The following is a 26,250-nucleotide window of genomic DNA, read 5'->3' as shown; positions in this document are numbered from 1 at the left end:
CAAGTATGAACTTTAGACTGTTACTTTTTCTATTACCGGTTTTAATCTGGTCTTGCGAACCTAAAGAACTTAGCGAAGCAGAACGCTGGGAAGACACCGCCAGTAGAGTAGAGATTATTAGAGATGATTTTGGAGTTCCTCATATTTATGGGAAAAGCGATGCGGATGCGGTTTTCGGATTGCTGTTTGCCCAGTGCGAAGATGATTTCAGAAGAGTGGAGCGCAATTACATTTGGGCTACTGGCCGTCTGGCTGAATTGGAAGGACAGGGTGCTATTTACAGTGACCTGCGTGCAAATCTCTACATGACCGAAGCCGAGGCAAAAGCTGCTTATGAAACTGCTCCAGATTGGCTGAAGGAACTTTGTTTGGCTTTTGCCGATGGGGTAAATTATTACCTAGCTACGCATCCAGAGGTGAAGCCTCAGGTAATCACGAAATATGAACCGTGGATGCCGATGTTTTTCAGCGAAGGATCTATCGGCGGAGATATTGAGCAGATTCCTACAAGAGGGATTCAGGCTTTTTATGCAGAGAAAGAGCCAGATGTAATGGCTTTATATGAAGATGAAATTGAGCGTGAGGCGTTGTTGGATGAGCCGAAAGGGTCTAACGGAATCGCCGTAAATGGTAAAATGACCGCTTCAGGTAATGCCATTTTGCTGATCAATCCACATACTTCATTCTATTTCAGACCGGAAGTTCATGTGGTAAGTGAAGAAGGATTGAACGCTTATGGCGCGGTGACTTGGGGGCAATTTTTCGTCTATCAAGGTTTCAATGAGAAAACCGGCTGGATGCATACTTCTACCCAAGTGGATTTCATTGATGAGTTTGTAGAGGAAGTTTCTGAGAAAGATGGGAAATATCAATACCAATACGGTGATGAAACACGTGCAGTGGAAGAGTTTCAGGTTTCTTTGAAATATAAGTCTGGCGCAGAAATGAAGGAAAAGCCATTCACTTTTTACAGAACTCATCACGGTCCGATCACGCATAAGGTTGGCGATGATTGGGTGGCGACTAAGATCAATTGGGATCCTGTGAATGCATTGACTCAAAGTTTCACGCGGACGAAGCTGAGTAATCATGCCGAGTTTAAGAAGATGATGGATATCCGAACGAACTCTTCGAACAATACTGTTTTCGCAGATGCAGATGGAAACATCGCTTATTTCCATGGCAATTTTATCCCAAAAAGAAATGAAGGTTTTGACTTCTCCGAACCTGTAGATGGCTCAGATCCCAAGTCTGATTGGCAGGGATTACATACCGTGGATGAAAGTATCATGATCGTCAATCCAGGTACGGGTTGGATTCAGAATTGTAATTCTACGCCTTACACTGCGGCGGCGGAGTTTAGCCCAAAACGTGAAGATTATCCATTTTACATGGCACCTGATGAGGAGAATTTCCGTGGCATTCATGCCGTGAAAGTACTGAAGGAAGCTTCGGGCTTGACTATAGATAGCATGATCGAAATGGCTTATGATCCTTATTTGCCAGCAATGGAGCATTTAATCCCTATGCTTTTGAAAGCATACGAGAAGAAAGGAATCGCAGATCCACAGTTCACTGAGGCGATGAAAGTGTTGGAAGCTTGGGATTACCGCACCTCCAAAGAATCTGTGGCTATGTCATTGGCACATTTCTTTGGGATGAATTTCATGAGAAATCATGGCAGTATCAATAACTTTATTTCCTTCAATAGCAACGAAAACACGAAGATACCAAACCCTTCACCTACAGAGCTTCTTGCCACTTTTGGTAAAACACTGGATCAGATGAATGCCGATTTTGGCACTTGGAATACGCCTTGGTCTGAGATCAATAGATTCCAGCGATTAACAGGTGAAATCGATATGCCATTTGATGATGCGAAAGACTACACTCCAGTGGGAATGGCTTCTGGAACCTGGGGGGCTTTGGCTGCTTTTGGTGCGAAAACCTATCCTGGAACGAAGAGATTATATGGATACAGAGGCAATAGTTTTGTGGCAGTGGTGGAATTTGGTGAGAGAGTAAAAGCAAAATCTATTCTTGCAGGTGGCCAGAATGCAGATCCAAATTCTCCGCATTTCTACGATCAAACTCAGGACTATGTCGATGGTAATTTCAAAGATGTCGCTTTTTACCGGGAAGACGTGGAGGCTAGGGTAGCAGAGAGGTATGTGCCGGGGAAAAGGAAGTAGATTTTGTGAAAAGTAAAAATTATAAGAAGTACAGAGCGTCAAAAAATAGTCATTATATCAATTCCATGACCCGTTCATACTCATTTATTAAGCGTGTTATTAGATTTTTAACTTAGTTTTCCAACTTGAATAAAACCCACCAAAGCTTATGAGAAAAATACTCTTTTTCCTGTGCCTTAGCTCTTCTGTAGCTTTTGCGCAGCAAAATACTACCAAACCGCTACGTTCGTCCGTTGAAACGGACTCTCGCGTGATCCGCCAAGATGTGCCGATGACGAATTCAATTCGTAAGGCTTTCGATGAAGGATCTAGGGATTTTTCTGGCAAGCCAGGTGCAAACTATTGGCAGCTAGAAACAGATTTCACGATCAAAGCTACCTTGGATCCATCTACGCAGACGATCACCGGATCTGAAAAAATCCTGGTGCATAACAATAGCAAAGAGGACATGACTTCCATAGTCCTTCGATTGGATCATAATGTTTTCCGCGGAGATGTTCCTCGTGGAAGCTCTGTTCCTGCGGAAAATACCGAGGGAATGATCGTCACGTCTATAAAAGTAGCTGGTGAATCGGTGGATTTAAATGCTCCTCCTATTCAGCGAAGAAGAAATGAACCGGCGGCAGCTCCGAAATTAACCGTTAGAGGTTTGCAAAGCACTGTGGCAACAATCACATTGGTAAATCCAATTAAAGCAGGAACAACAGCTGAAGTAGAAATCGACTGGCATACCAAATTGCCTGGTGGTGACAATGGCAGAGGTCATAGAATGACTCAGCGTTTTGACAGCACCTTATTTCAGCCTACGCAGTGGTTCCCAAGATTGGCGAAGTTTGACGATCTAAGAGGATGGGAAACCAGCCTTTATCTAGGTCCAGCGGAGTTTCATAATAATTTCGGGAAATTTGATGTTTCACTTACTGTGCCTGCAGGCTGGATAGTAACAGGAACAGGTGTTTTGCAAAACCCAACGGAAGTTTTGACCCCTTCAGTGGCTGAGCGTTTTGCTAAAGTTCTTGACTCTGATGGAGAAGTTACTCTGGTAGGCGAAGATGAAAAAGGTCCTGGAAAAGCAACGAAAGCTGGAGATCAACTGACTTGGCGCTTTGTGGCTGATAAAGTAAATGATTTTGCTTGGGCTACTTCAGATAGATTTATCTGGAAGGCTACCAAAGCGGATATTCCTGGCAAAGGTCCAGTACCAATTTACATGGTATTCATCCCTGAGAGAGCTCAGTTTTTTGAAAAGGCTGGTGAAAACACCAAACATGCATTGGAGTTTTATTCCAAACTTTGGGCACCGTATCCTTTTCCACAACTAACCCTACAAGACGGGCCGAGTGCTGGGATGGAGTATCCTATGGTAATCAACTCCAATCAAGGTGCAGCGGATCATGAGGCAGCGCATCAGTGGTGGCCGATGATGGTGGGTACGAATGAAACTCGCTACGGCTGGATGGATGAAGGATTCAACCAATACATGAACATCCTTTCTGCTGCAGATAGCCGAGGAGTAGATTATAATCTAGATGGTTTGGGTCAAAGCTATGGACGTATCTCTGGCATGGAAGATGAAGCGCCAATGATGTGGAGTGCCAATGATGCAGGTAACATGTATGGATTCCAAACTTATTCTAAAACTCCGTTGATGCTATCCATGCTGGGTGGAATCGTAGGTGATGAGGCTGTGATCAATGCGATGAAAAAGTACACTGCGGCTTGGACATTCAAGCATCCATCGCCTTGGGATTACATGTTCTTTATGAATAATGAGCTGGGACAAAATCTGGAGTGGTTCTGGAATTACTGGTTGTTTACCACAGAATCTGTGGAGGGTTCCATTCAAAATGTCACTACTTCAAATGGTAAAACTACTGTGAAAGTACATCAGGCTGGAGAAATGCCATCGCCGATTGTATTGAAAGTAGAGTTTGAATCAGAAGGAGCAGCAATCAAGAAATTGGCTAACGCTGAAATGATCGATGCTACTACTGCTGAAGTGACCTGGCCAGTTTCGGTTTGGTTTGATGGAAGCAGAACTTTTGATGCAGTGATGGACTTTGGTGATCGCAAAATCAAAGCAATCACCCTTGATCCTCATGGACGTTTCCCTGACAAAGACAAGGCTGACAATGTTTGGCCAAGATAAATAGAATGAAAATGAGGCTCGAAAGAGCCTCATTTTTTTTTTGGGTTTAACCGCAGTGGACGCTTACGTTTTCGCACAGAAAAAACGTGTCAGACTGAGTAATGAAAGTATAGAACTTACAAAAGAGAGACGACGGTATTAGCCTGAGCGTCCGCCTGACTTCGGGGAGGAAGTCGAAGGCTCTTTTAAAGTAATTGAAGTTATTGTCCTCGAACCTCTAGACTCCCGTCTCTCGGGTGCTCGGACTGACCAGCATTTCGTGTCTTCAAATCAATCCGCCATTGGTAGCGAAGTCGAAGTCTTATTTTATTTCTGAGTTGTCCTACTTCTTCAGAAGCTTGGCTTAGTTAAAAGGGCTGCAAGCCCAAGATAGCCTAGCCTAAAGGGTTAGGTAAAATGACTGTCAAAGTTTATAGCTCTGAAGGTGCGAAATATTAGTTTATCTCTATTGGCGAACTCACACAATTCACGAATGATTTTTAACGAGAAGAATAACTTAGATTTAACATGAAAGAACCTTCGCGCAATTCCACAGCAGGTAAGTTTGTTTTTTGAATTGGGAATTTTCGAGCAAGATTCATTTCTTGAAGGTTCCTCCGTAACTCAACCACTGATCAGATGAACTCATACTTTCAGCTAACTCTATTTTTTTGCCTTTTAACAGGCAATGTTTTATCTCAAAATACCAATCCAATTCTTCCTACAAGTGGACTATGTGCACATAGAGGAGCGATGGAAACTCACCCCGAAAACACAATTCCTGCTTTCCAGGCAGCAATTTCCGCTGGGGCTCAGATGATAGAATTTGACGTTTGGCTAAGTCAGGATAAGGAAATGGTAGTCATGCACGATGAGACTGTCGATAGAACTACCGATGGAAGGGGAGAGATCTCAGGAATGAATCTGGCTGAGATCAAAAAACTGGATGCAGGAAGTTGGAAATCTACTGATTTTGAAGGTGTCCGAGTTCCGACTTTGGAAGAAGTACTGGAAATCATGCCTTACAATATCTGGCTGAATATCCATATTAAAGGAGAAGGTGAACTTCCTGCTATGGTGGCAGAATTGGTGAAAAAGCAAAATAGACTCCATCAGGCTTTCCTGGCTTCTAGTCTAAAAGGAGCTAGAAAAGCGCAGAAGTCAGTACCTGAAATGATGATTTGTAATATGGATCGTCAGAACTCAACGGCGGCTTATGTCAGTGGAACTCTGCGTGCTGGGACAGAATTTATCCAGCTAAGAGATGGGGGAGATTCTTATACTAGCGAGCAACTTTTAAGCCTGAAAAATGCCGGTGTCAAAACGAATTACTTCAAAGCCAATTCACTTGCTGAAATAAAGAAAATGCTGGCTGATGGCATTGATTTCCCATTGGTCAATGACATTGTCCTGTTTATGAAATCAGCTGAAGAATTGGGGATAAAGCCAGTTGTACCTCAGTTTGATTTGAATTTGAAGGAGTAGTATGGGTTAATGAAACAGGAAGTCAAAATCTCTCTTGACTTCCTGTTTTAATAATAAATTTACTTCACTCCTGTATCGCTCATCTCCAATTTCAATTCTCCTCCTCCAGTAATCTGGCTATGCGAAAGCTCAAGGTGATCTAGAACTTGATTCTTCCAGTTAGCAGATTTTACATACACATTGGAAGGGTTATTCGCTTCTGCTTTGATGATGAATTCCTTGCCTGAGTAGTATTTTGGATTCAGCTCTATCGTGATTTTATCAAAAATAGGACTACCAATCTGATATGCCGGGTCAGCTTCAGTGCCCCCATTCATTTGGAACAAACCTATCTTCATCAACACAGCAAGACTTCCCATCAGTCCTTGGTCTTCATCTCCATTGTATCCATTTTCAGGACTTAAATCAGAATAAACTCTTTTCACTACAGCTCTAGACCAATACTGAGTCAGATCAGGTCTTCCCAATTTGTGAAAAACGAAAGCAGTCTGGATCGAGGGCTGATTACCATAGTTGATTGGGACTCTACGGTATTCTGGATGTGTTTCTTGCGAATGGGAAGTGCCTGAAGTGAAGCCAAGTTTCTCAGCTTCTTGGAAGGAGATGTTCAAACGCTCGATTGCTTTTTCTTTTCCGCCCATTAGCTCTGCCAACCCTTCTAAATCGTGCGGGACAAACCAGGTGTTTTGACTTCCATTTGCCTCGTTGAAACCAACGCCATATTCATAAGCATCGAAAGGTGTTTTCCAATTTCCTTCCGCATCTCTAGGACGCATCCACCCTGATTCTGTATCAAAGGTGTTCTTGTAATTCCCTGATCTTTTCAAAAACTCCTGCTCTCCAGCTCCATCGCCTAACGCTTTTGCTAATTGTGCTAAAGTCCAGTCCTGATAGGCATAATCCATCGTCAAACTTGGGCCGCCCTGATGAAATCCAAACCTAGTTCCTTCTGGATTTGGCGATGGGACATAGCCATTTTTCAAATAATAGGATAGTCCTCCGCCTTGAGAGGTTTTGTGCTCATAGCCTGCTTTGTCCATGATTCCACCCGGTCGGTGATTCTTTTTCAAACCCTCGTAGGCCAGTTCAACATCAAATCCACGAATGCCTTTCTGATATGCGCTGACAATAAATGGTGTGCTCGAAGCTCCAGTCATCACGTAAGTATAATTTCCTCCAGAAGGTCCTCTAGGGATCAAACCACCATCCACGTAGTAACGCAACATTGAATTCACAAACTCTTCAGTGATTTCAGGATAAACTAGGTGCCAAAGTGTATTGATTGTCCACTGAGCGCCCCAAAACGAATCCGAATTGAAGTGCCTGAATTTTGGTTTGCCTGCATCATCCACTGGGATTTGCTTGGTCAGGTGAGTTCCGCTCGTTAGGTCAGCATATTTTCCATTTACATCTGAGATCGTTCTTCGGCCTTGTAGCGCATGAAAGAGATCCGTGTAGAATCTTCTTCTGTCCTTTTCTGTAGCTCCTTCTACTTTGATTCTCCCCAGATAGCTATTCCATTCATCGAAGGATTCCTTTTTTGTTTTCTCAAAATCCCAATGCGCCAATTCCGTATCCAGATTGAGCATGGCCTGTGCTGCACTTACATAGGAAATTCCCACTTTCATGAGTAATTCTTCCTTGTTAGAATCAAAAGTTAAAAGTGCACCTGAGTCTTTTCCTTTGATCTCAGATAGAGTAGAGGTGACTCCATCCTCTGACCAACCGCTGATCTCAGAGATTTCTCTATTGAGTTTAATGGCAAAAAACACGGGAGTGTCATTGGGTCTTCTGATGGTTGACCCATTGATTAAGTGGCCTTGAAGTGTGGTTTTATTTACTTGAGTGAGTTCACCGTCTATGATATTGGAAGGGCCGAGCATTCCGCCCAATCGAATCATGACCTGCTGGGTGCCATTCTTAGGGAAAGTATATCTGTGAAAACCTGTGCGCAGGGTGGAGGTGAGTTCTACTTTGATACCATAGCGATCTAGTATCAGTTGGTGATAGCCGGGCTTTACTATTTCAGTTTCATGAGAAAATGGTGATGCGAAATTTCTTTCGCCTTCCAAAGTCACATCAGAAACGGGCAGCACCGAAAGCGCTGAAAGTTGCCAAGCATGAACGTGGCTTAATCCTTTGATTGAGTCACTTTCATATCGGTATCCAGAGCCCCAAGCTCCCCCAGTGTCCGTGTCAGGGCTGAGATTCACCATTCCAAAAGGTCGAGTAGCTGTGTTGAAAAAGAACCAGCGGGAGTTTTTACTATCCACGTAAGGATTCACCAGATCGGCAGGGGTATCTTTCGTCTGGGCGAAAGCGACGAGAGAAATCTGTAAAAAGAATAATGTGAGGCAGAGTTGGCGTATCATCATGTGGGTCTTTGAATTGAAACTTTAAGTACGTTTCAAAAAATCATAAAACAAACTTAGGGTGTTGGGTATTTGTGCAAAGGATTTCGGTTCATAGGTTTATCATAGGGAACTATGTGCCTTTTTGAGTAGGGTAATGCATTACCTTAAAACCTTCAGGTTTAAACTTTTTTGGGTTTTAATTGTATTTATCTAAACGTTCGGTTAGTTTTGTCGTATATTATTTAACAATGGCAAGACAGAAGGCATATAACGAAGAGGTAGTGGTGGAGAAAGCCATGAATCTATTTTGGCGGAATGGGTTTGAGACCACTTCCATGCAAATGCTAGAAAAGGAAATGGGCATAAATAAATTTTCGATTTATGCCAGTTTTGGAAGCAAAAATGGCTTGTTTCTGGAAAGTTTGAAATGCTATATGGGTAAAATCAACATCCTCCTGAATACGCTTGAGAACTCAGATTTGGGAATAGCTGGAATCAAAAAGTATTTCTATGATTTTATAGAATTTACTAGAGAAACAGATTTCGGAAAGGGTTGTTTAGTAACCAATACCGCCAATGAGATCAACGATGCAGCTGACGAGAAAATCAAGCAAGTCATCGGGCAATTTACAGGTCAGGTTCGTGAAGCTTTTGCTTCCATTCTCAAGCGGGATGATACAAAAGATCAAGTGTTAGTTGATCAGCAAGCAGATTACCTGATTATCGCCATGGTAGGGCTCTCTTCTGCTACGCGATTTTTTGCCCAACCACAGCTGGATAATTACATAGAAAATGTATTCAAATCCATTTGAAGATAGAAATTGAAAAAAGGGAAACTAGCATCTCCTTTTTTTTGACCTAAAACTAACCAATCGGTTAGAAATATAAAATTTATTAATATACTTAAAAACCAAAATCATGAGTAACACAGAAACAAACCAACTAGTACAGATTCACAGTGTAGAAACAGCACCAGAAGGCAGTAAGGCTCTTCTTGAAAAGTCTCAAAAAGCGTATGGTTATGTGCCTAATTTACATGGCGTCTTGGCAGGAGCTCCAGGCTTGTTGGAAGCATATCAGACCCTCCATCAATTGTTTATCGATTCATCATTTAATAATGACGAATTAACAGTGGTGTGGCAGACCATCAACGTAGAGCACGCGTGCCATTATTGTGTGCCTGCACATACGGGAATTGCCAAAATGATGAAAGTAGATGATGTGATCACGGAAGCTTTGCGTAATCAAACTGAAATGCCAACAGCAAAACTTCAGGTGTTGCATGAGACTACGCTCACTATAGTTCGCAACCGTGGAAATATCTCAACTGAAGAGGTAAACAATTTCTTTGAAGCAGGTTACACTGAAAGGAACCTATTGGAAATTATCCTTGGTCTTTCCCAGAAGGTAATCAGTAATTACACAAATCACATTGCTAAAACTCCTGTAGATAAGGCATTCGAAAAGTTTGAGTGGAAGAAATAAGCTTCTAGTAAAGCAAGTATATTGAATATGATTGGCCCCCAAGAGGAGAGATACTTCTTGGGGTGTTTTTTTGCTTAGGAAAAATCGGCACTGGCTAATTGACTTACTGGCTGATCTGTGACCCAGTATAGTATATATAGCCATCGTGACTTTCGTGTTCTGGGGTTCTTCCATATGGACTAGAATTTGGCTTATCTAGATTCGAGGCTGATAGTGGTTGTGACGATGGCACAATCGGAGCAAAAGATTTGGATGATGAGCCAAATATTTTGTTTGATATAATTGGGGCCTATCATTCCTTCCCTATCGAAATATTACACCTCTTGCAAGGGTTAGATCAGTAAAAGCCCAGAAGACAATTCTGAGTTTTGAGATGAAATAATAATTCCACGAGTACCAACGGCACGATCGGTATAACCTACCTATGTGGCGCAGTAGAGATTTATACTAAAAAAGGGTTGGATGCTTACCTGCTTCCAACCTTTATCATTTTTTCGTCTCCTTTCTAAAAAGGCAGATCAGCTTCTTCTTTCATCTTCGCAGTTTTTTCGCCCATTAGGAGGAAGTCATTCACAATGATTTCGGAGATATAGCGCTTTACGCCATCTTTATCACTGTAGTCACGGTTGGATATTTTTCCTTCGACTGCGATCTCAGATCCTTTATCGGTGTACTTGTCTAGGATCTCAGCATTCTTACCCCAGATCACCAATCTGTGCCAGGTAGTTTCGGTGATTTTCTCACCTTTTTGATTTTTGTAGGACTCGTTGGTAGCGATGTTTACGTTGCCCACGATTTTGCCACTTTCTAAGGTTTTCAATTCTACTTTGGCTCCTAGGTGACCGATTAGCTGTACTTTGTTTCATCTGTTTATAATTGTTTTTCAGCGGTCATATAGCCTGTCCCGATTTTTCTTCGGGAGAATCTCGCTTGACTTACAATTATCAAGTGTGGGACTTTTTTATCTCGCTCGATTTCTTAGCGCATTCATAATGTTTGTTGTTTTGGTTAGAAAATTTGTTTGTCGTTTTCGCTAGCCAAAAAACTTATGATCCAAAGTTGGGGGATCGGTCTGCGCTAAGTCGGTAGCTAGTCGTTTGTATTCGATAGTATCCGTTTGTGATCGGATAAAGTGGGTTTATTCACTCAAAAGGGTGATTGAGAATTTAGAAAAGTTTAGTAGGTTTAGAGAAGGGGAGAGGGAGTTGCGTATATACAAACGTTGGCCTCAGTATTAAGAAAAAACCAAAATGAACATTAGAGCATTAATTTTTGTATTCCTTCTTTTAACAACAACAACAACAACAATCTGTTCATCTCAGACCTTGGTAGATTATGCAGACAATTTAAAGGACTGTATGTCGAAGGAAGATATTTCATTACTTAATGAAGCTGCCCAGACCTTTGAAACGGAATTGAAAAACAAATACAAAGGAAAAAATTTGGGACAATCTTACAAATCGTTCCTCCAAGACATAAAAATGATGAACATACCGCCAAGCTTTTTCCTTTCAAAAGATAGCAAGGAAATATTGGCAAGAATTAAGAAATCAAAAACCTTTGACGAAATATGGGTACCGCTTTCATCAGTTGAGAGTTATGACGACATTGAAATTATCACTATTGACGAGCCTCAAACAAAATCAGATGATGAATTTGAGCCATATAGCACAAATCCAGAGGGCAAATATCTTAATTGTCTGATAAAGCAAAACAAGAATAATATAATTAATGAATATTTGGAAGCAATTAAAGCAGTTCCAGGATTGAGCCCCGGACTTGTAGCAGGTATGTTAGAGGAGAATTTAACAGACAAAGATTTAGAAAACAGCCTGACTCGATTAATAATAGCAATTAACCTCTACTATGAAATGGTGTTAATGTTTGACGAAAAATAAAAATAATGTGGCCAACATCACCTAAGAAAACATGGGGCGATCAGTGGGGATAGAAAGTTTTTTTTTCCGATCAAATTTATACTTTAACAAACAGGAAATTGCTTCGAACTGCCCCGTGTTTCTTAGCTGAATCCCGTTACCGCTAAGCTGAAAAAATAACATTGGAAACTATAAAGGACATATTGGAAATAGAAGACAGCGGAGATTTCGACCAAGCTTTCGAATCTTACAATCGACTCTATCAAACTAATCCGTCAGACTTTGAAATTTGGAAACACTTCTACTTTTTCCTGTGGACAGCAATTGAGGACGCTTCTTCAGAATTTCATGAACGAATAAGCCTCAGACAAAAACTGCAAGAGATGTATGAGGACGGAAAAAAAAGATTTCAGAACTATACCGAATTCAAGTTTATCGCAGGTTGGACAGTTTCTATTTTTCCTTACGAATACGGGAATTATGAAGATTTAGAAAGAGAAGGAAATGAACTTTTACGACAAGCTAATCAAGAACAGCCTGACGACAAAATTTACAGAATGGTTTATCTCGGCAGTTTCGACTCAGACAAAGAGGAATATAGACAAGCTGAATTGGAAGCAAGTCCAGTGGTTATGAAAAGGTTTCAAGGCCCAGGACTTTTGAACCGTTATTTTAGACAAGTATTGAATAGAAAAAAATAAAAAAAGCCTGAGCGCTAACAAATCATATAGCTTATGGCGGGTGAACGAATAGCAGCAAGGTTTTCGCTCCGTAGCCAGCTTTGGTTTCGGCGGACAGACAAGAACTTCGGAATCCCCACGTTTCTTAGCTAAACCGTTATGGATTCCTAATCCAAACTTTACTACTTTGAATTGCCATTCTTACCAAACCCGAGAAGTTTCCACCTTAAAAAATCCATTTTGCTATCACCGAAAATCAGGAATTCAGCTCTTTATTTTTTATATAAACTACCATTAGTATTACTTCTGATTTTGGGTATTTCTTGCCAAAATCCCGAGACAAATACCATCCCCTCAAAAACCCAATCTATAGGTCCTAGCAATGGGGCTTTGCTAATAGGTGGAGGAGGGATGACTGATGACATGTGGCAAGTGTTCTTGGAATTAGCCGGTGGAGATTCGGCCAAACTTGTTGTCATTCCTACGGCTTTCGATGAGAACTCCATTAATTACGATCCGGAATTCAAGATTTTGGAAAGGGATTTTAAAGCGCGTGGATTTATTGATGTACAATTTATGCATACAAGAGATTCCCTGTTTGCAGATACGGATGAATTTATAGAACCTTTGAAATCCGCCACAGCCGTTTGGCTTGAAGGCGGCAGGCAATGGCGATTGGCAGATGCCTATTTGAATACCAAAACGTACACAGAATTAAAGGACGTTTTAAATCGCGGTGGGATTATTGGCGGGCATTCAGCAGGCGCGTCCATCCAAGGTTCTTATTTGGTTAGAGGCGGAAGGGGTGATGACGGGAATTACCAGATCATGGGAGATCCTGAGGTTGGTTTTGGCTTTGTGACAAATACAGCCTTTGACCAGCATCATCTTTATCGCAATAGGCAGTATGATATGTTTGAGTTGTTGAAAATCCGGCCAGAATTATTGGGTGTTGGGATAGACGAAGACACGGGGATTTTGGTGCAGGGGAATGAATTTGAAGTAATAGGCAATAAGTATGTGGCTATTTACGACCGGACATTTTGGTCGCCTTATTACAATGAGATTGATACGCTTGAATCTGGGGAAAATAAATTCTATCTCTTGAAAAATGGAGATAAATACAATCTGAAAGAGCGACGGATTCAACTAAATAAGTTTATAGAACCACAAGCAATTTCAACTGAGGAGTTACAAGAGTATGTTGGAGAATACTTATATGAAAAAAGTAAGGTCTTCTGGAATAATATGCTGATTGAGAACGATACCTTGAAATTTCAAGGATACAGACGAAATTTAGTTCTTGACCGCATTCCGATTTATGCGTACGAAAAGGATGTGTTTTTTGACACAGACGCGGAACTATGGTTTCATTTTGTAAGAGATAGTTCGGGCAGAATTATTGGCTTTGATAAAAAGACCCATCAATTTATTGACGGGCAAAACCAACGATTCAATAGGACGACGGATTAGTGAGTTAAGATTATCGCTTGCATGCGCTATTTGATTTACCTACAGGAAAAGGCTGGAAGTTCTGAACTCCCAGCCTTTTTTGACTTTTACCGCTTTATCTTAATTTCCTTAAAAAGGCAGATCTGCTTCTTGATTTAATTTAGCCGTTTTTTCGCCCATCAGCAGTATTTCATTTACCACGATCTCGGTGATGTAGCGCTTCACTCCATCATTATCGGTATAGTCTCGATTGCTGATTTTTCCCTCGACTGCGATCTCAGATCCTTTATCGGTGTACTTGTCTAGGATCTCAGCATTCTTACCCCAGATCACCAATCTGTGCCAGGTAGTTTCGGTGATTTTCTCACCTTTTTGATTTTTGTAGGACTCGTTGGTAGCGATGTTTACGTTGCCCACGATTTTGCCACTTTCTAGGGTTTTCAATTCTACTTTGGCTCCTAGGTGACCGATTAGCTGTACTTTGTTTCTTAGCGCATTCATGATGTTTGTTGTTTTGGTTAGAAAATTTGTTTGTCGTTTTCGCCAGAGGAAAAACTTATGATCCAAAGTTGGGGGATCGGTTTGCGCTAAGTCGGTAGCTAGTCGTTTGTATTCGATAGTATCCGTTTGCGGTCGGATAAAGTAGGTTTATTCACTCAAAAGGGTGATTGAGAATTTAGAAAAGTTTAGTAGGTTTAGAGAAAGGGAGAGGGAGTTGCGTATATAATAAGTTAGCGGCAAGGCTATGACGACAGCTCACCAATCAGACGACAAATAGTGACTTATGGATTTTGAAAAAATAAACTTTAAGAAGGTTGACAAGAGTGTTCTAAAAAAGAACATAATTGACAATAAGAACAATACTCCATCCAAGAAAGTCATAAAAGAGCTTTTAAAAAAAATAGAGACCTCTGTTTTAAATGCAGATTATTTAATTGCAAGAAACACACTCCTTGTTACTCTATTCTATGCACCCGATGATACTTTTGATTTTATAAGGAGAAAAGGCATTTTTAGATACTCACGTTATGCAAACAAAAAGTGCATAGTAAAATCAATTGCCACTGAACTTGTTGAAATTTGCAAAGAGTATGGTCACTTTTCAAACGAAACATTCACATATCTTGACAGCATAATAAACTATTCAACAGTTTTAGATTCATACAATGCTTTTGAACGACACATTGTTGAAGAGCTAAAACGTTTTGAAAGAAAGCACAAAGACAAATCAATAGTTAAAACGCTATTATCTGCTACTGACTTTCTTTTTTTATCTGGCTTTTATCCAAAAACAAATACCGACTTATCTGAAATTACAAATAGACCAAAGGAGGATATTTCTTCTGCTGTTTCATTTTTAATTCACATTTATACAGATAGAATTAACAGCGATAACATCAATACGGGATTTGTTTCAGAAGAATACATTAGAAGTGGAGAGATAAGTAAATTAATAATCCCTGCTTGTTATTACTCGGACTTTAAAGAGTTTGAAGTGATGATTGACCACTTTGACTATAGTTGTAGTCTTGTTGCAGGACAATTATATATAAATCCTCCTTTTGAGGATTTTGAAAAATCAATACGAGCAGGATATATAAGAACTGAAATACAACAAGCTAATGACAGAGTAAATACTATTGAAGCAGCATCTATTGAGGAACTTGTAGAAAAGCTAAACAGCCAAGAAGAATTAAAAATTTTCAAGCTGACTGAAACGCATAATTATCCAAGATACAGGGTTGAATTACCAGAGCCTATCTATGAATTTATTATTGAAAAATTTATCAAACCCGACAATCTCTTTAAAGATGAAGTAATTTATCTCTCTTTGATATTTAAGGAGCAACTACTAAACCCAACAGACTTAAACAAAATAAAAGTCAAAGACGATTTAACGCTTTATGAGTTTATTAAAGTAAGAAGGGTCTTCGTATTGTTCTATTTAATGTTTGCAAAGGAGATTTATAAAATAGAAAAAATTGATACTGATTTATTATTTCGTTCTTTAATCCCTGTCTATCAAGTTGAGCAGTTTTACGAGTTTCTTGGAAAACTTCTTCCATCTGAAAAAATTGATTCATTTCTTGATATTGTTTGTTGGGAGCCAGGTTCAGATTTTATTTTTGATTTACAATACCATCCAATTTTATATTTAAACAATAGTTTTCTAATTCCATTATCAATTTTCGCAAACTCAAATTCCATTAGAAATTTGTTTGCATCCGAATATAAACAATCCAATTCAGGGTTATTAAATTCAGGTGAGACATTAGTTTCCGAACTCAAAGAAACATTTAATTCAATTTCAATACCGGCATATTCTGAAACAGAAATAGGTGATACTGACATTGATGTGTGTGCAGTATATCAAGACACATTGTTTGTGTTTGAATGCAAGCATACATTACATCCAGTAAGTTCATATGACCTAAGAACAACTTATGACTATATTAGAAAGGCTGAAAGTCAACTTGACAAAATAAATAGAAGTTTCCAAGAGGGAAAATTGCTCCCAATTTTAGAAAGGAAACTTGGAATTAAGACAGTTGGAATTAATAGAATATCATCCTGCATTGTATTAAGTAACAGACTTTTTAATGGCAATATTTTTAAGTATCCCATTAGAAATATCAACGAAGTAATAAATATGCTTACGAAAGGTAGAATGCGAACAGAGAGCGGAACGTTTAATGTATGGACAGGTAAATCACTAACAATTGACTTTATGCTTGACTACTTCTCACTATCAAACAAAATGACAACATTATTGATGGATTCACTTTCAAAAAGAACATTGACATATGAATTTGCTAAACCAATGATTCTATTTGACTCGTACTTTTTAGAATTAGAGATTGCAATACCCAAGTTAAAAGAGTTTACAGATGGACTTGAAAAGTTTGACAGCGAATAGAAGCCCAGCCGCTAACAGCACATTTGCAATAGGCGGGGTTTCGTGCTCCGCAGACAGTTCAGTGGTAGCCGAAAGTTTTGTGCTCCGCATAAAGTTCAGTGGTAAAAATCCCGCCCATCGCAAATCTGCAAACCGTTATAACTACCTAATCTAAACTCCACTACTTTCAATTGCATCTCTTACCAGATTAGAGAGTTTTCCACCTTAAAAAGGGTCATTTTTTTTTCACCGGAAATCAAGAATTCAACTCTTATTTTTTTTCTTCAGCGAGTTCCAATCGTTTTTCTCAGCCTCTTTTTCAAAGTTTTAATAGTTCTGGGAAAAGGTCGTGAAGAAGGATATTTCCTATGTGAAGTGATGTTGTTGAAAATCAAAGCCACGAAAAGTAGAATCAAGGAACCTGTCAGCACAGGAGAGATTACATACATGTACCCAAGTGCCTTCACTTTCTCTGATCCTATCACAGCGATCAGAGCCGTCGCTCCTCCAGGAGGATGAAGCGTCAGCGTCATCTGCATCATTACGATGGACAACGCAACTGCCAGTGGTGCGGCGATCCATAGCGTACTTGGGAAAATCAGATTTATGGTGACACCGACGATGGCTGATACCACATGACCTCCGACGAGATTTCTGGGCTGTGCCAGCGGACTTCCTATCAATCCATACACGAGTACACTGGAAGCTCCGAAAGAGCCGATCAGAAAAAGGTTCTCATGGCTGTTGAGCGCATTACTATGAAAAAAAGTAATCAGGCCGATGCCTACAAAAGCGCCTATAAAAGACCAGAAATGCTCCTTGGCATCTATCAAGGTTTCCTTGTAAAAAACGTAGCGAGAAACGCGAAATCCTCGCTGTATATGTTTCTTCATCAAGCTTAAAATCTAGAAATTGGTTTTTGACAAAAATTAGAAAAACCACATCATAAATCTGGAATATTTCAGATTTGATGTGGTTTTCTGCAAAAATATGATGATTTGCTTAACAAAATGGTAAAAATCCCAGAATAATTGCCTTTCTGACGGTTTCTTAAAATGAGCGTTTTAGGTTATTCTATCTCCACGATCACCTCGATTTCCACAGCCATATTGTTTGGCAAAGCCGCTACGCCAACTGCCGAGCGGGCATGCTTTCCTTTCTCACCGAAAACCTCTACCATCAAATCAGAAAAGCCATTGATCACCGCAGGTTGCTTAGTGAAGTCAGGCGCAGAATTGACCATTCCCATTACTTTTACAAACTGCTTGATCTTGCTTAGATCTCCTCCAGTTGCCAGTTTCAATACAGCAATAATTTCCAGCCCCGTTTCTCTGGCTGACTGATACCCTTCCTCTACGCTCAAGTCAGTACCTACTTTCCCATATACATCAGGACCTGTGCCGGACAGATAAAGCATGTTGTCTACTTGTTTCCATTTCACATAATTGGCGATGGGAGAGGTGATTTCGGGAAGAGTAAGTCCGAGTTCTTTCAGCTTGTCTTCAGGACTTTGGGCAAAAGTTAAAAGTGGAACCAAAGTCACAAGACATACGGTTAACAAGAGGTGTTTTAATTTCATAGGGTCGTGGTTTTAGTTTTCCTAAGCTAGCCGATTCTTTTTACTTTTGGAACCAACTATTAAAAGTTCTTCCGATGGATCAAATCGAGATATTACCCTATTCACCTGAATTAAACCCTTTTTTCAAGTCTATCAACCAAGCTTGGGTGGAGCAGTTTTTTTCAATTGAGCCATTTGATCAGGCTCAGTTTGATAGCCCAGATGAAATCATTGTTAAGCCTGGGGGTACTATAATTTATGCGAAGCTAGGTGAGGGAATTGTAGGGACTGTAGGGTTGCATAAAGTCTCTGATGAAGTCTATGAACTTATTAAAATGGGTGTAGCTGCAAGTGCACAAGGAAAAGGAATTGGGATGATTTTGGCCAAGGCTATTCTGGCAAAAGCCAAGGAAATGGGAGCCAAGAAGGTGGTGCTTTACACACATTCCAAACTTGCTCCAGCCTTAAAAATCTATGAAAAATTGGGTTTCAAGGAAGCAGAACTTGAAGAAGGGAAATACTGCCGATGCGATATCAAAATGGAACTGGATCTGTAGAATTTTTTTTACTAATTTTTATCATGAGTTCAACTGATTTTTGACAGCTGAAAATGCATTGAATATGTAGAGATTTAGGATCAATCAATTCCCATAGCATCATGAAAAAGATCCTCGTTCCTTTTGATTTTTCCTCTTATTCATTGGCGGCACTAAAAACTGCTCAAAAAATCAGTGCCAAATCGGATGCAGAGATTCTCTGTGTTACAGTTATTCCTTCCGAAGTAGATTGGGAGTTACTCTCCGATGAGGCGAAAAAAAACTATCCTGATTTGATAGAAGAATTTGAAGAAGCTCAGCAAGTGCTTCCAGACTATATTCTTAAGATTGCTCCAGCAAAAGCCCCAATCCGACAAATAGTTCGAATAGGTGTTCCTAATGAATTAATCCTTCGAGTAGCTCAAGAGGAAAATCCTGATTTGCTGGTGCTCGGTGCCTATGGTAAAGGATATATTGAAGGAAACTTCATCGGATCAAACTTACAGAAGGTACTCAGAAAAGCCAATTGCCCTGTTTTGGCAGTAAAAGAGCCTCTAAATGGAAATGATTTCCGAAAAGTTGCCTTTGCATCCAACTTTGAACCAAAATCCAAAGTGGCTTTTGAAAAAATCAAGCCACTTATAAAGCTATTCAAAAGCACCGTTCACTTACTGTTTGTCAATATTCCTGCTCATTTCACTTCTACTCAAGAAATCACTTCAAGAATGAATTTGTTTAAGAAAGGACATGAGGAATTGACTTGTCATCAGCATATTTTCAATGATTCAGAAGTAGAAAAGGGGATGATAGCTTTCGCCGAAACCAAGAATATTAAATGGATTATTTTGGTGACAGGTGATCATAGTCATGCTCCCGCCTATATAGTAGAAACTACAGAGACTTTGATTTTTAAGAGTGATTTGGGTGTGCTAAGTGTAAAAAGCTAGCTTACCAGAATCTGAAAGCCTTCTCGTACACTCTGTTTCGGAAGATCAAGTTGTCCCAAATGTCTGGGGAAAGGTAGATTTCCAATCCTATATTGACCGTCATATACCCATCATACCGGTGTGTAAGGCCTGATCCTCTACGTATTCTACCTCCGTTTTGCAAGATCTTGTCCACATCTGGTAGTCCATTGTCATCTATGAAACTTGGGTTACGGACAGCCAATCTTAGACGATCAGGATTTTTGCCGGTGACATAATCGTCAACTAGGTCAAGGTAGAATTCACTGATATTATAGGAAGAAATATCGTCCATATAATCACTCAGCGTGAAGCGATAGTTGCCTTCAAAAGTTAAATCTGTGTACACGTTAAGCTTGTATTTGAAGCCTAATCCCATCGGGAAAACAATAATGTTCCGATTGTAGGGGTTGTTTTCCAATTGCAAGGGGCGGAGGTCCACCCAGTTTCCGTCAAGCTGAGTTTCCGGGTTATTAGTGGACATGCCCAGTCCTGCAAAAATGTATGGATTGAGAAGGGAGCGGTGAATATTGGGAACCTTCACAGGGAATAAGTAATATTCTACAATAGCAGTTGCTTCCCAGTTTTTCGCTCTGAAATCGAGGTTTCTAGGCGTTCTGTAGGCTCTTGGATCCGATGGGGGATCCTGGCCAGACATTTTATAATAGGAGAATTCAGCACGTGCTCTTAGGTTTGTACCGAAGGTGTAATGGGCAGCAATATTGGCATTCCAGTCAGGTTGCACGCCTTCACTGTATTTCCAAAATGAATAAAGCTCCCCAAAGTATTGAGTTGCCCCTATGCTGGCAGAAACTGAGAAAGGCTCTTCAAATTTGTAACGGTAAAAACTCTGGGATTGGGCTGTCCAGGAGAAAAGAAAAAGTAATATGAATAATAGTTTTTTCATCGATGGACTTCTGTTCAATTGAGTAGCGTTACTACCCAGCACGAAAATTAGGCTAATTTTCTAACTTTTCAAATCCAGACTTGAGATGAAGATCGCGCTGAGGGAAAGGGATTTCTATTCCTTGCTCACCAAATTTTTTGAAGATTGCATAGTATAATTGGCTTTTCAGCACTGTAGGGCGGTTGATGTATTCCGATGACCATACACGAAGAATGAAATTAATGCTGTTGTCTCCATAGCTATCGAATAGTACATCTGGAGCAGGAGTATTTAATACTCCACTATTTTCTTTTGCAGCTTCAATGAGGATGCTTTTTATCTTTTCAGGATCTTCTTTATAGGCTACTCCCACGGGGAAATTGAATCGAATATTTCTGTCATTATGGGACCAGTTGATCACCGGACTGTCTATGAATTGACTGTTGGGTACAATTATCGTGATATTATCGTTGGTGACAATGGTCGTGGAGCGTGCCGAAATACGGATTACATCGCCAGAAACATCGCCTACTTCTATACGATCACCCACTTTTATAGGCTGCTCAAACAGAATAATCAGCCCGGAAATAAAGTTGTTGGTGATGTTTTGCAAACCAAAACCTATACCTACACCTAATGCTCCAGCTAGGATTCCGAATGCACTTAGGTCAACTCCGTTGGTTTGTAAAATAGAAAACACACCCGCCAAAATCAGCACATACTTGACGATCATACCGATAGAGGATCTGGTGCCGGAATCGATCTGATATCGAGTTAAGACTTTGTGTACGAGTAGTCTGCGTATCCATTCGGTAATAATGAATAGGACGATAAAGGATATGATCAGGGTAAGGATCAAACCCACAGTAAGCTTAGACTCGCCCAAGTTGACTAGACTATAACTGAATATTTCTTGAATCCATTCGATGAAGCCCTGAGCTTTCTCTCCAGCTACTTCTTTTATTTCCTGCTGCATTTATTTGGAGCTTACTTTTAGATCTTTTCAATTCTAAAACTATTCAGAATTGCCATTTAATGTAATATAATTCTTTCAGAACACGCTATAGTGAGGATTGTTCTGTTTCTTTTCGTTAGGATGAAGTGATTGGAAATATTTAATTGAATTTGGCTAATTTTGACCCATGAGCAAGCAAAAAGAAGAGCTAGAGCACAGGCTTAAGCTGCGAAACGTAAAACTTTCGGACTATGAGGACATTCAGGAAATCATGAGTTCGATCTATAAAAATCAAGGCGGTGCATGGACTAAACAAGAGTTTAAGAATCAACTTAAAGCTTTTCCAGAAGGTCAGATTGGCATAGAGGATAACGGGAAACTGGTAGCAGCCGCAATGAGTTTAGTGGTCGATTACAATAAGTTTGGTGATAACCATACATACGATCAGATCACTGGATTTGGCAAATTCGACACCCATGACATGGAAGGTGATACCCTCTATGGTACGGACGTTTTTGTCCATACCGACTATCGCGGAATGCGCCTCGGTCGTAGATTGTATGATGTGCGAAAGGAGATTTGTGAGAATCTAAACCTTCGTTCCATCATCGCAGGAGGTAGAATTCCCGGCTATACGAATTACGCGGATGAAATGACGCCAAGGAAATACATTGATTTGGTCAAGAACAAAGAGATTTTTGACTCGGTGTTGTCTTTCCAGCTAGCCAATGAATTTCACGTACGTAAAGTGATTACCAAGTATTTGCCATCAGATACGGATTCAAGAGCTTACGCCACACTTCTCGAGTGGATTAATATTTACTACGAAAAGGACGAGAAGCTAATCGGTAATAAGAAGTCAATTGTACGTCTTGGATTGGTGCAGTGGAAGATGCGTCGCTTCTCCAATGTGGATGATTTGATGCAGCAAGTAGAGTTTTTCGTAGATACAGTTTCTGGTTACAAATCAGATTTCTGTTTACTACCTGAATTCTTCAACGCACCGCTTTTGGCAGAATTCAATGATATGGACGCTTCTGAAGCGATCCGAAATCTAGCAGATTACACGGACGAGATTATTAGCCGCATGAGTGATTTGGCGGTTTCTTATAACGTGAACATCGTTGCGGGTTCCATGCCTGAGTATGATGGCAAAAAGCTTCGAAATGTGAGTTACCTCTGCCGAAGAGATGGTACGCAAGACAAGCAGTACAAACTTCATATCACACCTGATGAGGCTTCCTATTGGGGTCTACAAGGTGGAAATGGCATCAATGTGTTCGAAACCGATGCGGGAAGAATAGGTATTTTGATCTGCTACGATGTGGAATTTCCAGAACTGGGAAGAATCCTCGCTGAGCAGGAAATGGACATCTTATTTGTGCCGTTTTGGACAGATACCAAGAATGCTTTCCTCAGAGTAAACACCTGCGCCAAATCTCGTGCGATTGAAAATGAATGTTATGTAGCAATTACGGGTTCGGTTGGTAACCTGCCGAAAGTGGAGAACATGGATATTCAGTATTCTCAAGCTGCGATTTATTCTCCGTCAGATTTCTCTTTTCCTCATGATGCGGTAGTAGCGATGGCTTCTGAAAACGAGGAAACAATCATCGTGGCCGATGTGGATTTGGATCTTTTGACCAAGCAGAGAAAAGCAGGAAGTGTACGAAACCTCGAGCAGAGAAGGCTCGACCTTTATTCAATTCAATGGAAACAGAAAAAATAGTAGCTGACTACTTCTCACACGTTTCGGAAGATGTGTGGGAAAGAGCAGCCAAAATAAAACTGGTCATCACTGATATAGATGGAGTGATGACCGACGGTGGTATTATCTACGATGATAATAAGTTGGAATTCAAGAAATTCAATGTCAAAGATGGCTTGATCGTCTATCACCTTCGGAAAAGTGGCTTAATGGTAGGAGCAATCACTGGGAGAGAATCCTACGTGGTGCAAAATCGTTGCGAGGAGCTCAAGTTTGATTTCCATTACCATGGCGTAAAGAATAAGGGGAAGAAGTTTACCGAGGTCTTAGAAACACTCGAGTTGCAAGCTGAGGAAGTTGCTTACATAGGTGATGACTTGATCGATCTACCCATTTTAGCCCGTGTCGGTCTAGCTGTAGTTGCTAGTGATGCCATAGAATATGTAAAGCCGATTGCACATTATGTGTCTAGATTTAAAGGAGGAGAGGGAGTTTTTAGAGAAGTAGGAGATTTGCTTCTTCATTCCAAAGGCCAGCTTGTCCCATTGATTGATACTTTATCCCAAAAGGAAAATGATAAGAAATAACCAACCCATGCGCGTCACTGATTCGGTGATTTTGGGAGAAGATAAACCTGTTTTATTCTCTGGTCCTTGCGCAGTCGAGAGCTATGATATTTGTCTGGAAATAGGTACAAAAGTCAAAGCATGGGCCGAGCAGCATGGGTTTTCCTATGTGTTCAAGGCGTCATTTGACAAAGCTAACCGTACTTCCTCTGGATCTTTTCGAAGCATAGGAATGGATAAATCGCTGGAAGTTTTGCAGCGTGTGGGTAAAGCGCTGAATGTTCCTTTGGTGACAGACATACATGAAAGCTATCAGGTAAAGGATGTCGCTGAAGTAGTTGATGTCTTGCAGATTCCTGCGTTTTTGTGTCGGCAGACGGATTTGCTTTTAGCCGCAGGCGAAAGTGGAAAAGCTGTCAAAATCAAGCGTGGACAATTTATGGCTCCTGAGGACATGCAATATGCGGTGACCAAAGTGAGGTCAACAGGAAATGAAAATGTGTGTTTGACGGAAAGAGGTTTTTCTTTAGGGTACCATAATCTGGTAGTGGATATGCGTGGACTTCCTATTATGCGTCAGTTTGCTCCAGTGGTTTTTGATATCACGCATTCTGTACAGCAGCCAGGTGGTCAAGGCGGAACTAGTGGAGGTCAACGTGAATTTGCGCCGATCTTGGCTAGAGCAGCAGCGGCAACTGGAATTGATGGCTTCTTTATCGAAACTCATCCAGATCCATCTGTAGCACTGAGCGATGGGCCAAATTTGATCCCACTTCATAAGATGGGTCAATTCTTAGAAATGCTGAAAGAAGCCTGGATACTTGGAAGAAAGTATCAGGATTTTGATGTGAATAATTAATCCAATAATATGCGCAAACACTTGCTGTTAGTATTGCTCCTGAGTTTAGCTCCGGGGCTTTTTTGTTTTGCTCAGCGTACTGATCTGCAAGATAATATCAGAATTAGGCTAGAGCTGGATCAGCCTGATGTTCCTTTAAATGTGCGTCAGAATGAGCTTTTTGCCAAAGGCGAAATATATAAATTCTATACTAATCGCATATTCAATCCTGTTTGGACAGAAAATGGGGTGCTCACTGAATTAGCTTACGAACTTCGGTTTGAAATAATTCAAAGCAAATTTGATGGACTAAGTCCTAGAGATTATCACTTGGATCTGATCAATGTGTTTTTCACACTTTTCGAGTCTAATAAAAAGCAAGCTATCCCCAATGCTTTGGATGACCTGGCAGATGTAGATCTATTGCTTTCCGATGCATTTTTTCACTTGGCATCACATCTGGAAATAGGTAAGGTGGATCCTCAGTCCCTTGCTGGTGACTGGCAGATCATTACTAAAAAGGCGAAAGTATCCTACACAGATATGCTCGAAGTGGCAGTGAACAAAAAGCAGATTAGACAATCGCTGGAGACACTTTATCCTACGATTACGATTTATAAAAAAGGGCGTGAAGTGATTCGGGCTATGGATGAAATTCGTAAGCAGGATACCCTGAACTGGAAGGCAGTCAAAGTGTCTAAAACCATTAAAGTAGGAGAGACAAATGGAGGGATGCCGAACTTACGGGAGCGTCTTGCATTTTGGAAGTATCTAGAGCCATACACATTTGAAGATGAAAAGGAATACGACTCGACGATGTTTGCGGCAGTGCAGAAATTCCAACTGAGAAATGGTCTAGAGCCTGATGGGGCATTGGGCAAAAATACGGTGAATGCATTGAATCAATCACCTACGGATTTGATTGACAAAGCTTCGGTAAGTATGGAGCGTCTTCGTTGGCTGCCTGATACGTTGCGAGGGGCTGAGATGATCTTGGTGAATATTGCTAACTATCAGTTGGATTACCTGAGCAATCGGGATACATTATTTTCGGCAAGAGTGATCGTCGGGAAGAAGTATCATGAGTCGCCTATTTTTTCATCTGCGATGAGTTACATCGTCTTTAGTCCTTACTGGAATTTGCCGACTTCGATTGTGCGAAATGAAGTCATGCCTGCAGTTCGCAAAAACCCGAATTACCTGGCCCAGAAAAATATGGAAGTAGTGACTTACTCAGGTAAACCTGTGGATCCAGCTTCGGTGAATTGGAGTGGAAGGTCAATTCCATATATGGTGCGACAGAAACCTGGTCCTACTAATTCTCTGGGGCTGGTGAAGTTTATGTTCCCAAATGAACATAGTGTCTACATACACGATACGCCAGCAAGGAGCCTTTTTGAAAGAGAAGACCGAGCGCTGAGTCATGGCTGTATTCGAATTCAGGATCCAGCCACCTTCGCAGGTCTATTACTGAAAGGCAATAGCTCCTGGACGCCAGAGAAGATCAATGCTGCCATGCATCAAAGCCATGAGCAGATTGTAAACTTAGACCGAAAGATACCTGTGGTGCTGCTTTATATGACCTTTTGGGCAGATTCAAAAGGACAAGGGCATTTCAGGCAAGATATCTACGACAGAGATGAGGAAGTTTTGATCGCATTACGCAAGTAATAGTTGATTTTGGTTACC

General features: G+C 40.6%; 21 protein-coding genes and 1 pseudogene. 15 read left to right on the top strand and 7 right to left on the bottom strand.

What is annotated here, in order from left to right; all coding sequences use genetic code 11:
- Window positions 1–5 precede the first annotated feature (5 nt).
- The 3 genes from BM291_RS13905 (at window position 6) to BM291_RS13895 (ending at window position 5,805) form a co-directional block, all read left to right on the top strand.
- Complete coding sequence (locus BM291_RS13905) at window positions 6–2,192, top strand: acylase (RefSeq protein WP_092898447.1); 2,187 nt, start codon at window positions 6–8, stop codon at window positions 2,190–2,192.
- Between the two features lie 148 nt (window positions 2,193–2,340).
- Entirely contained in the window at window positions 2,341–4,341 is a 2,001-nt protein-coding gene (locus BM291_RS13900; RefSeq protein WP_092898445.1) for a M1 family metallopeptidase, read from the top strand.
- A gap of 618 nt (window positions 4,342–4,959) precedes the next feature.
- Window positions 4,960–5,805, top strand: coding sequence for a glycerophosphodiester phosphodiesterase (locus BM291_RS13895; RefSeq protein ID WP_092898443.1), 846 nt, complete (start codon window positions 4,960–4,962; stop codon window positions 5,803–5,805).
- 59 nt (window positions 5,806–5,864) lie between these two features.
- Here the strand turns inward: BM291_RS13895 and BM291_RS13890 are convergent, their stop codons facing one another.
- Window positions 5,865–8,180 (bottom strand): GH92 family glycosyl hydrolase, encoded by a 2,316-nt coding sequence (locus tag BM291_RS13890; protein ID WP_245786880.1) that lies wholly within the window; start codon window positions 8,178–8,180, stop codon window positions 5,865–5,867.
- A gap of 227 nt (window positions 8,181–8,407) precedes the next feature.
- On the opposite strand from BM291_RS13890, the gene BM291_RS13885 reads away from it, so the two are divergent.
- Both BM291_RS13885 and BM291_RS13880 read left to right on the top strand, forming a co-directional pair.
- The gene (locus BM291_RS13885) at window positions 8,408–8,971 is read left to right on the top strand and encodes a TetR/AcrR family transcriptional regulator (RefSeq protein WP_092898441.1); all 564 of its coding nucleotides are present in this window, start codon (window positions 8,408–8,410) and stop codon (window positions 8,969–8,971) included.
- Window positions 8,972–9,077: 106 nt separating this feature from the next.
- On the top strand, window positions 9,078–9,644 hold the full coding sequence (locus BM291_RS13880; protein ID WP_092898439.1) for a carboxymuconolactone decarboxylase family protein: 567 nt from the start codon (window positions 9,078–9,080) through the stop codon (window positions 9,642–9,644).
- A 505-nt stretch (window positions 9,645–10,149) separates the two neighbouring features.
- On the opposite strand, the pseudogene BM291_RS13875 reads toward BM291_RS13880, so the two are convergent.
- Window positions 10,150–10,494, bottom strand: a pseudogene (locus tag BM291_RS13875) (single-stranded DNA-binding protein); the annotation flags it as partial.
- 400 nt (window positions 10,495–10,894) lie between these two features.
- Between BM291_RS13875 and BM291_RS13870 the strand changes: the two are divergent.
- The 3 genes from BM291_RS13870 (at window position 10,895) to BM291_RS13860 (ending at window position 13,674) form a co-directional block, all read left to right on the top strand.
- Window positions 10,895–11,542 carry a hypothetical protein gene (locus BM291_RS13870; RefSeq protein WP_139229101.1) on the top strand — a complete coding sequence of 216 codons (648 nt, stop codon included), beginning with the start codon at window positions 10,895–10,897 and terminating at the stop codon, window positions 11,540–11,542.
- Between the two features lie 161 nt (window positions 11,543–11,703).
- A complete protein-coding gene (locus BM291_RS13865) occupies window positions 11,704–12,222 on the top strand; it encodes a hypothetical protein (protein ID WP_139229100.1) in 519 nt (172 codons plus the stop codon).
- Between the two features lie 219 nt (window positions 12,223–12,441).
- Entirely contained in the window at window positions 12,442–13,674 is a 1,233-nt protein-coding gene (locus BM291_RS13860; RefSeq protein WP_217647323.1) for a cyanophycinase, read from the top strand.
- Between the two features lie 108 nt (window positions 13,675–13,782).
- On the opposite strand, the gene BM291_RS13855 is transcribed toward BM291_RS13860, so the two are convergent.
- Entirely contained in the window at window positions 13,783–14,154 is a 372-nt protein-coding gene (locus tag BM291_RS13855) for a single-stranded DNA-binding protein (RefSeq protein WP_092898431.1), read from the bottom strand.
- 283 nt (window positions 14,155–14,437) lie between these two features.
- On the opposite strand from BM291_RS13855, the gene BM291_RS13850 reads away from it, so the two are divergent.
- On the top strand, window positions 14,438–16,570 hold the full coding sequence (locus tag BM291_RS13850) for a hypothetical protein (RefSeq protein WP_092898429.1): 2,133 nt from the start codon (window positions 14,438–14,440) through the stop codon (window positions 16,568–16,570).
- 263 nt (window positions 16,571–16,833) lie between these two features.
- Here BM291_RS13850 and BM291_RS13840 read toward each other — a convergent pair whose 3' ends face one another.
- Both BM291_RS13840 and BM291_RS13835 read right to left on the bottom strand, forming a co-directional pair.
- Entirely contained in the window at window positions 16,834–17,442 is a 609-nt protein-coding gene (locus BM291_RS13840) for an HPP family protein (RefSeq protein WP_092898425.1), read from the bottom strand.
- Window positions 17,443–17,618: 176 nt separating this feature from the next.
- Entirely contained in the window at window positions 17,619–18,128 is a 510-nt protein-coding gene (locus BM291_RS13835; protein ID WP_092898423.1) for a RidA family protein, read from the bottom strand.
- A 74-nt stretch (window positions 18,129–18,202) separates the two neighbouring features.
- Here BM291_RS13835 and BM291_RS13830 point away from each other — a divergent pair, with 74 nt between their 5' ends.
- Both BM291_RS13830 and BM291_RS13825 read left to right on the top strand, forming a co-directional pair.
- Entirely contained in the window at window positions 18,203–18,664 is a 462-nt protein-coding gene (locus tag BM291_RS13830; protein WP_092898421.1) for a GNAT family N-acetyltransferase, read from the top strand.
- 101 nt (window positions 18,665–18,765) lie between these two features.
- Entirely contained in the window at window positions 18,766–19,590 is an 825-nt protein-coding gene (locus BM291_RS13825; protein ID WP_092898419.1) for a universal stress protein, read from the top strand.
- Window position 19,591: 1 nt separating this feature from the next.
- Here BM291_RS13825 and BM291_RS13820 read toward each other — a convergent pair whose 3' ends face one another.
- Together BM291_RS13820 and BM291_RS13815 are read right to left on the bottom strand one after the other, a co-directional pair.
- Entirely contained in the window at window positions 19,592–20,515 is a 924-nt protein-coding gene (locus BM291_RS13820) for a DUF6089 family protein (protein WP_092898417.1), read from the bottom strand.
- A gap of 52 nt (window positions 20,516–20,567) precedes the next feature.
- Window positions 20,568–21,470: a mechanosensitive ion channel family protein gene (locus BM291_RS13815; protein WP_092898415.1), complete on the bottom strand. Its 903-nt coding sequence runs from the start codon at window positions 21,468–21,470 to the stop codon at window positions 20,568–20,570.
- Window positions 21,471–21,636: 166 nt separating this feature from the next.
- Here BM291_RS13815 and BM291_RS13810 point away from each other — a divergent pair, with 166 nt between their 5' ends.
- From BM291_RS13810 to BM291_RS13795, 4 genes are read left to right on the top strand one after another with little or no spacing between them, the layout of a single operon-like run.
- On the top strand, window positions 21,637–23,178 hold the full coding sequence (locus tag BM291_RS13810; protein WP_092898413.1) for a bifunctional GNAT family N-acetyltransferase/carbon-nitrogen hydrolase family protein: 1,542 nt from the start codon (window positions 21,637–21,639) through the stop codon (window positions 23,176–23,178).
- The gene (locus BM291_RS13805) at window positions 23,160–23,744 is read left to right on the top strand and encodes a KdsC family phosphatase (protein ID WP_092898411.1); all 585 of its coding nucleotides are present in this window, start codon (window positions 23,160–23,162) and stop codon (window positions 23,742–23,744) included. The genes BM291_RS13810 and BM291_RS13805 overlap by 19 nt, the downstream gene beginning before the upstream one ends.
- Window positions 23,731–24,582 (top strand): 3-deoxy-8-phosphooctulonate synthase, encoded by an 852-nt coding sequence (gene kdsA, locus BM291_RS13800; RefSeq protein ID WP_092898409.1) that lies wholly within the window; start codon window positions 23,731–23,733, stop codon window positions 24,580–24,582. The genes BM291_RS13805 and kdsA overlap by 14 nt, the downstream gene beginning before the upstream one ends.
- A 9-nt stretch (window positions 24,583–24,591) precedes the next feature.
- On the top strand, window positions 24,592–26,232 hold the full coding sequence (locus BM291_RS13795) for a L,D-transpeptidase family protein (RefSeq protein ID WP_092898407.1): 1,641 nt from the start codon (window positions 24,592–24,594) through the stop codon (window positions 26,230–26,232).
- The last annotated feature ends 18 nt before the right edge of the window (window positions 26,233–26,250 follow it).

It is taken from the genome of Algoriphagus aquimarinus, from assembly GCF_900112005.1.
Taxonomy (GTDB): domain Bacteria; phylum Bacteroidota; class Bacteroidia; order Cytophagales; family Cyclobacteriaceae; genus Algoriphagus; species Algoriphagus aquimarinus.
Note: the sequence above shows the minus strand (reverse complement) of the source record. Positions and strands in the feature narration are given on the sequence as shown.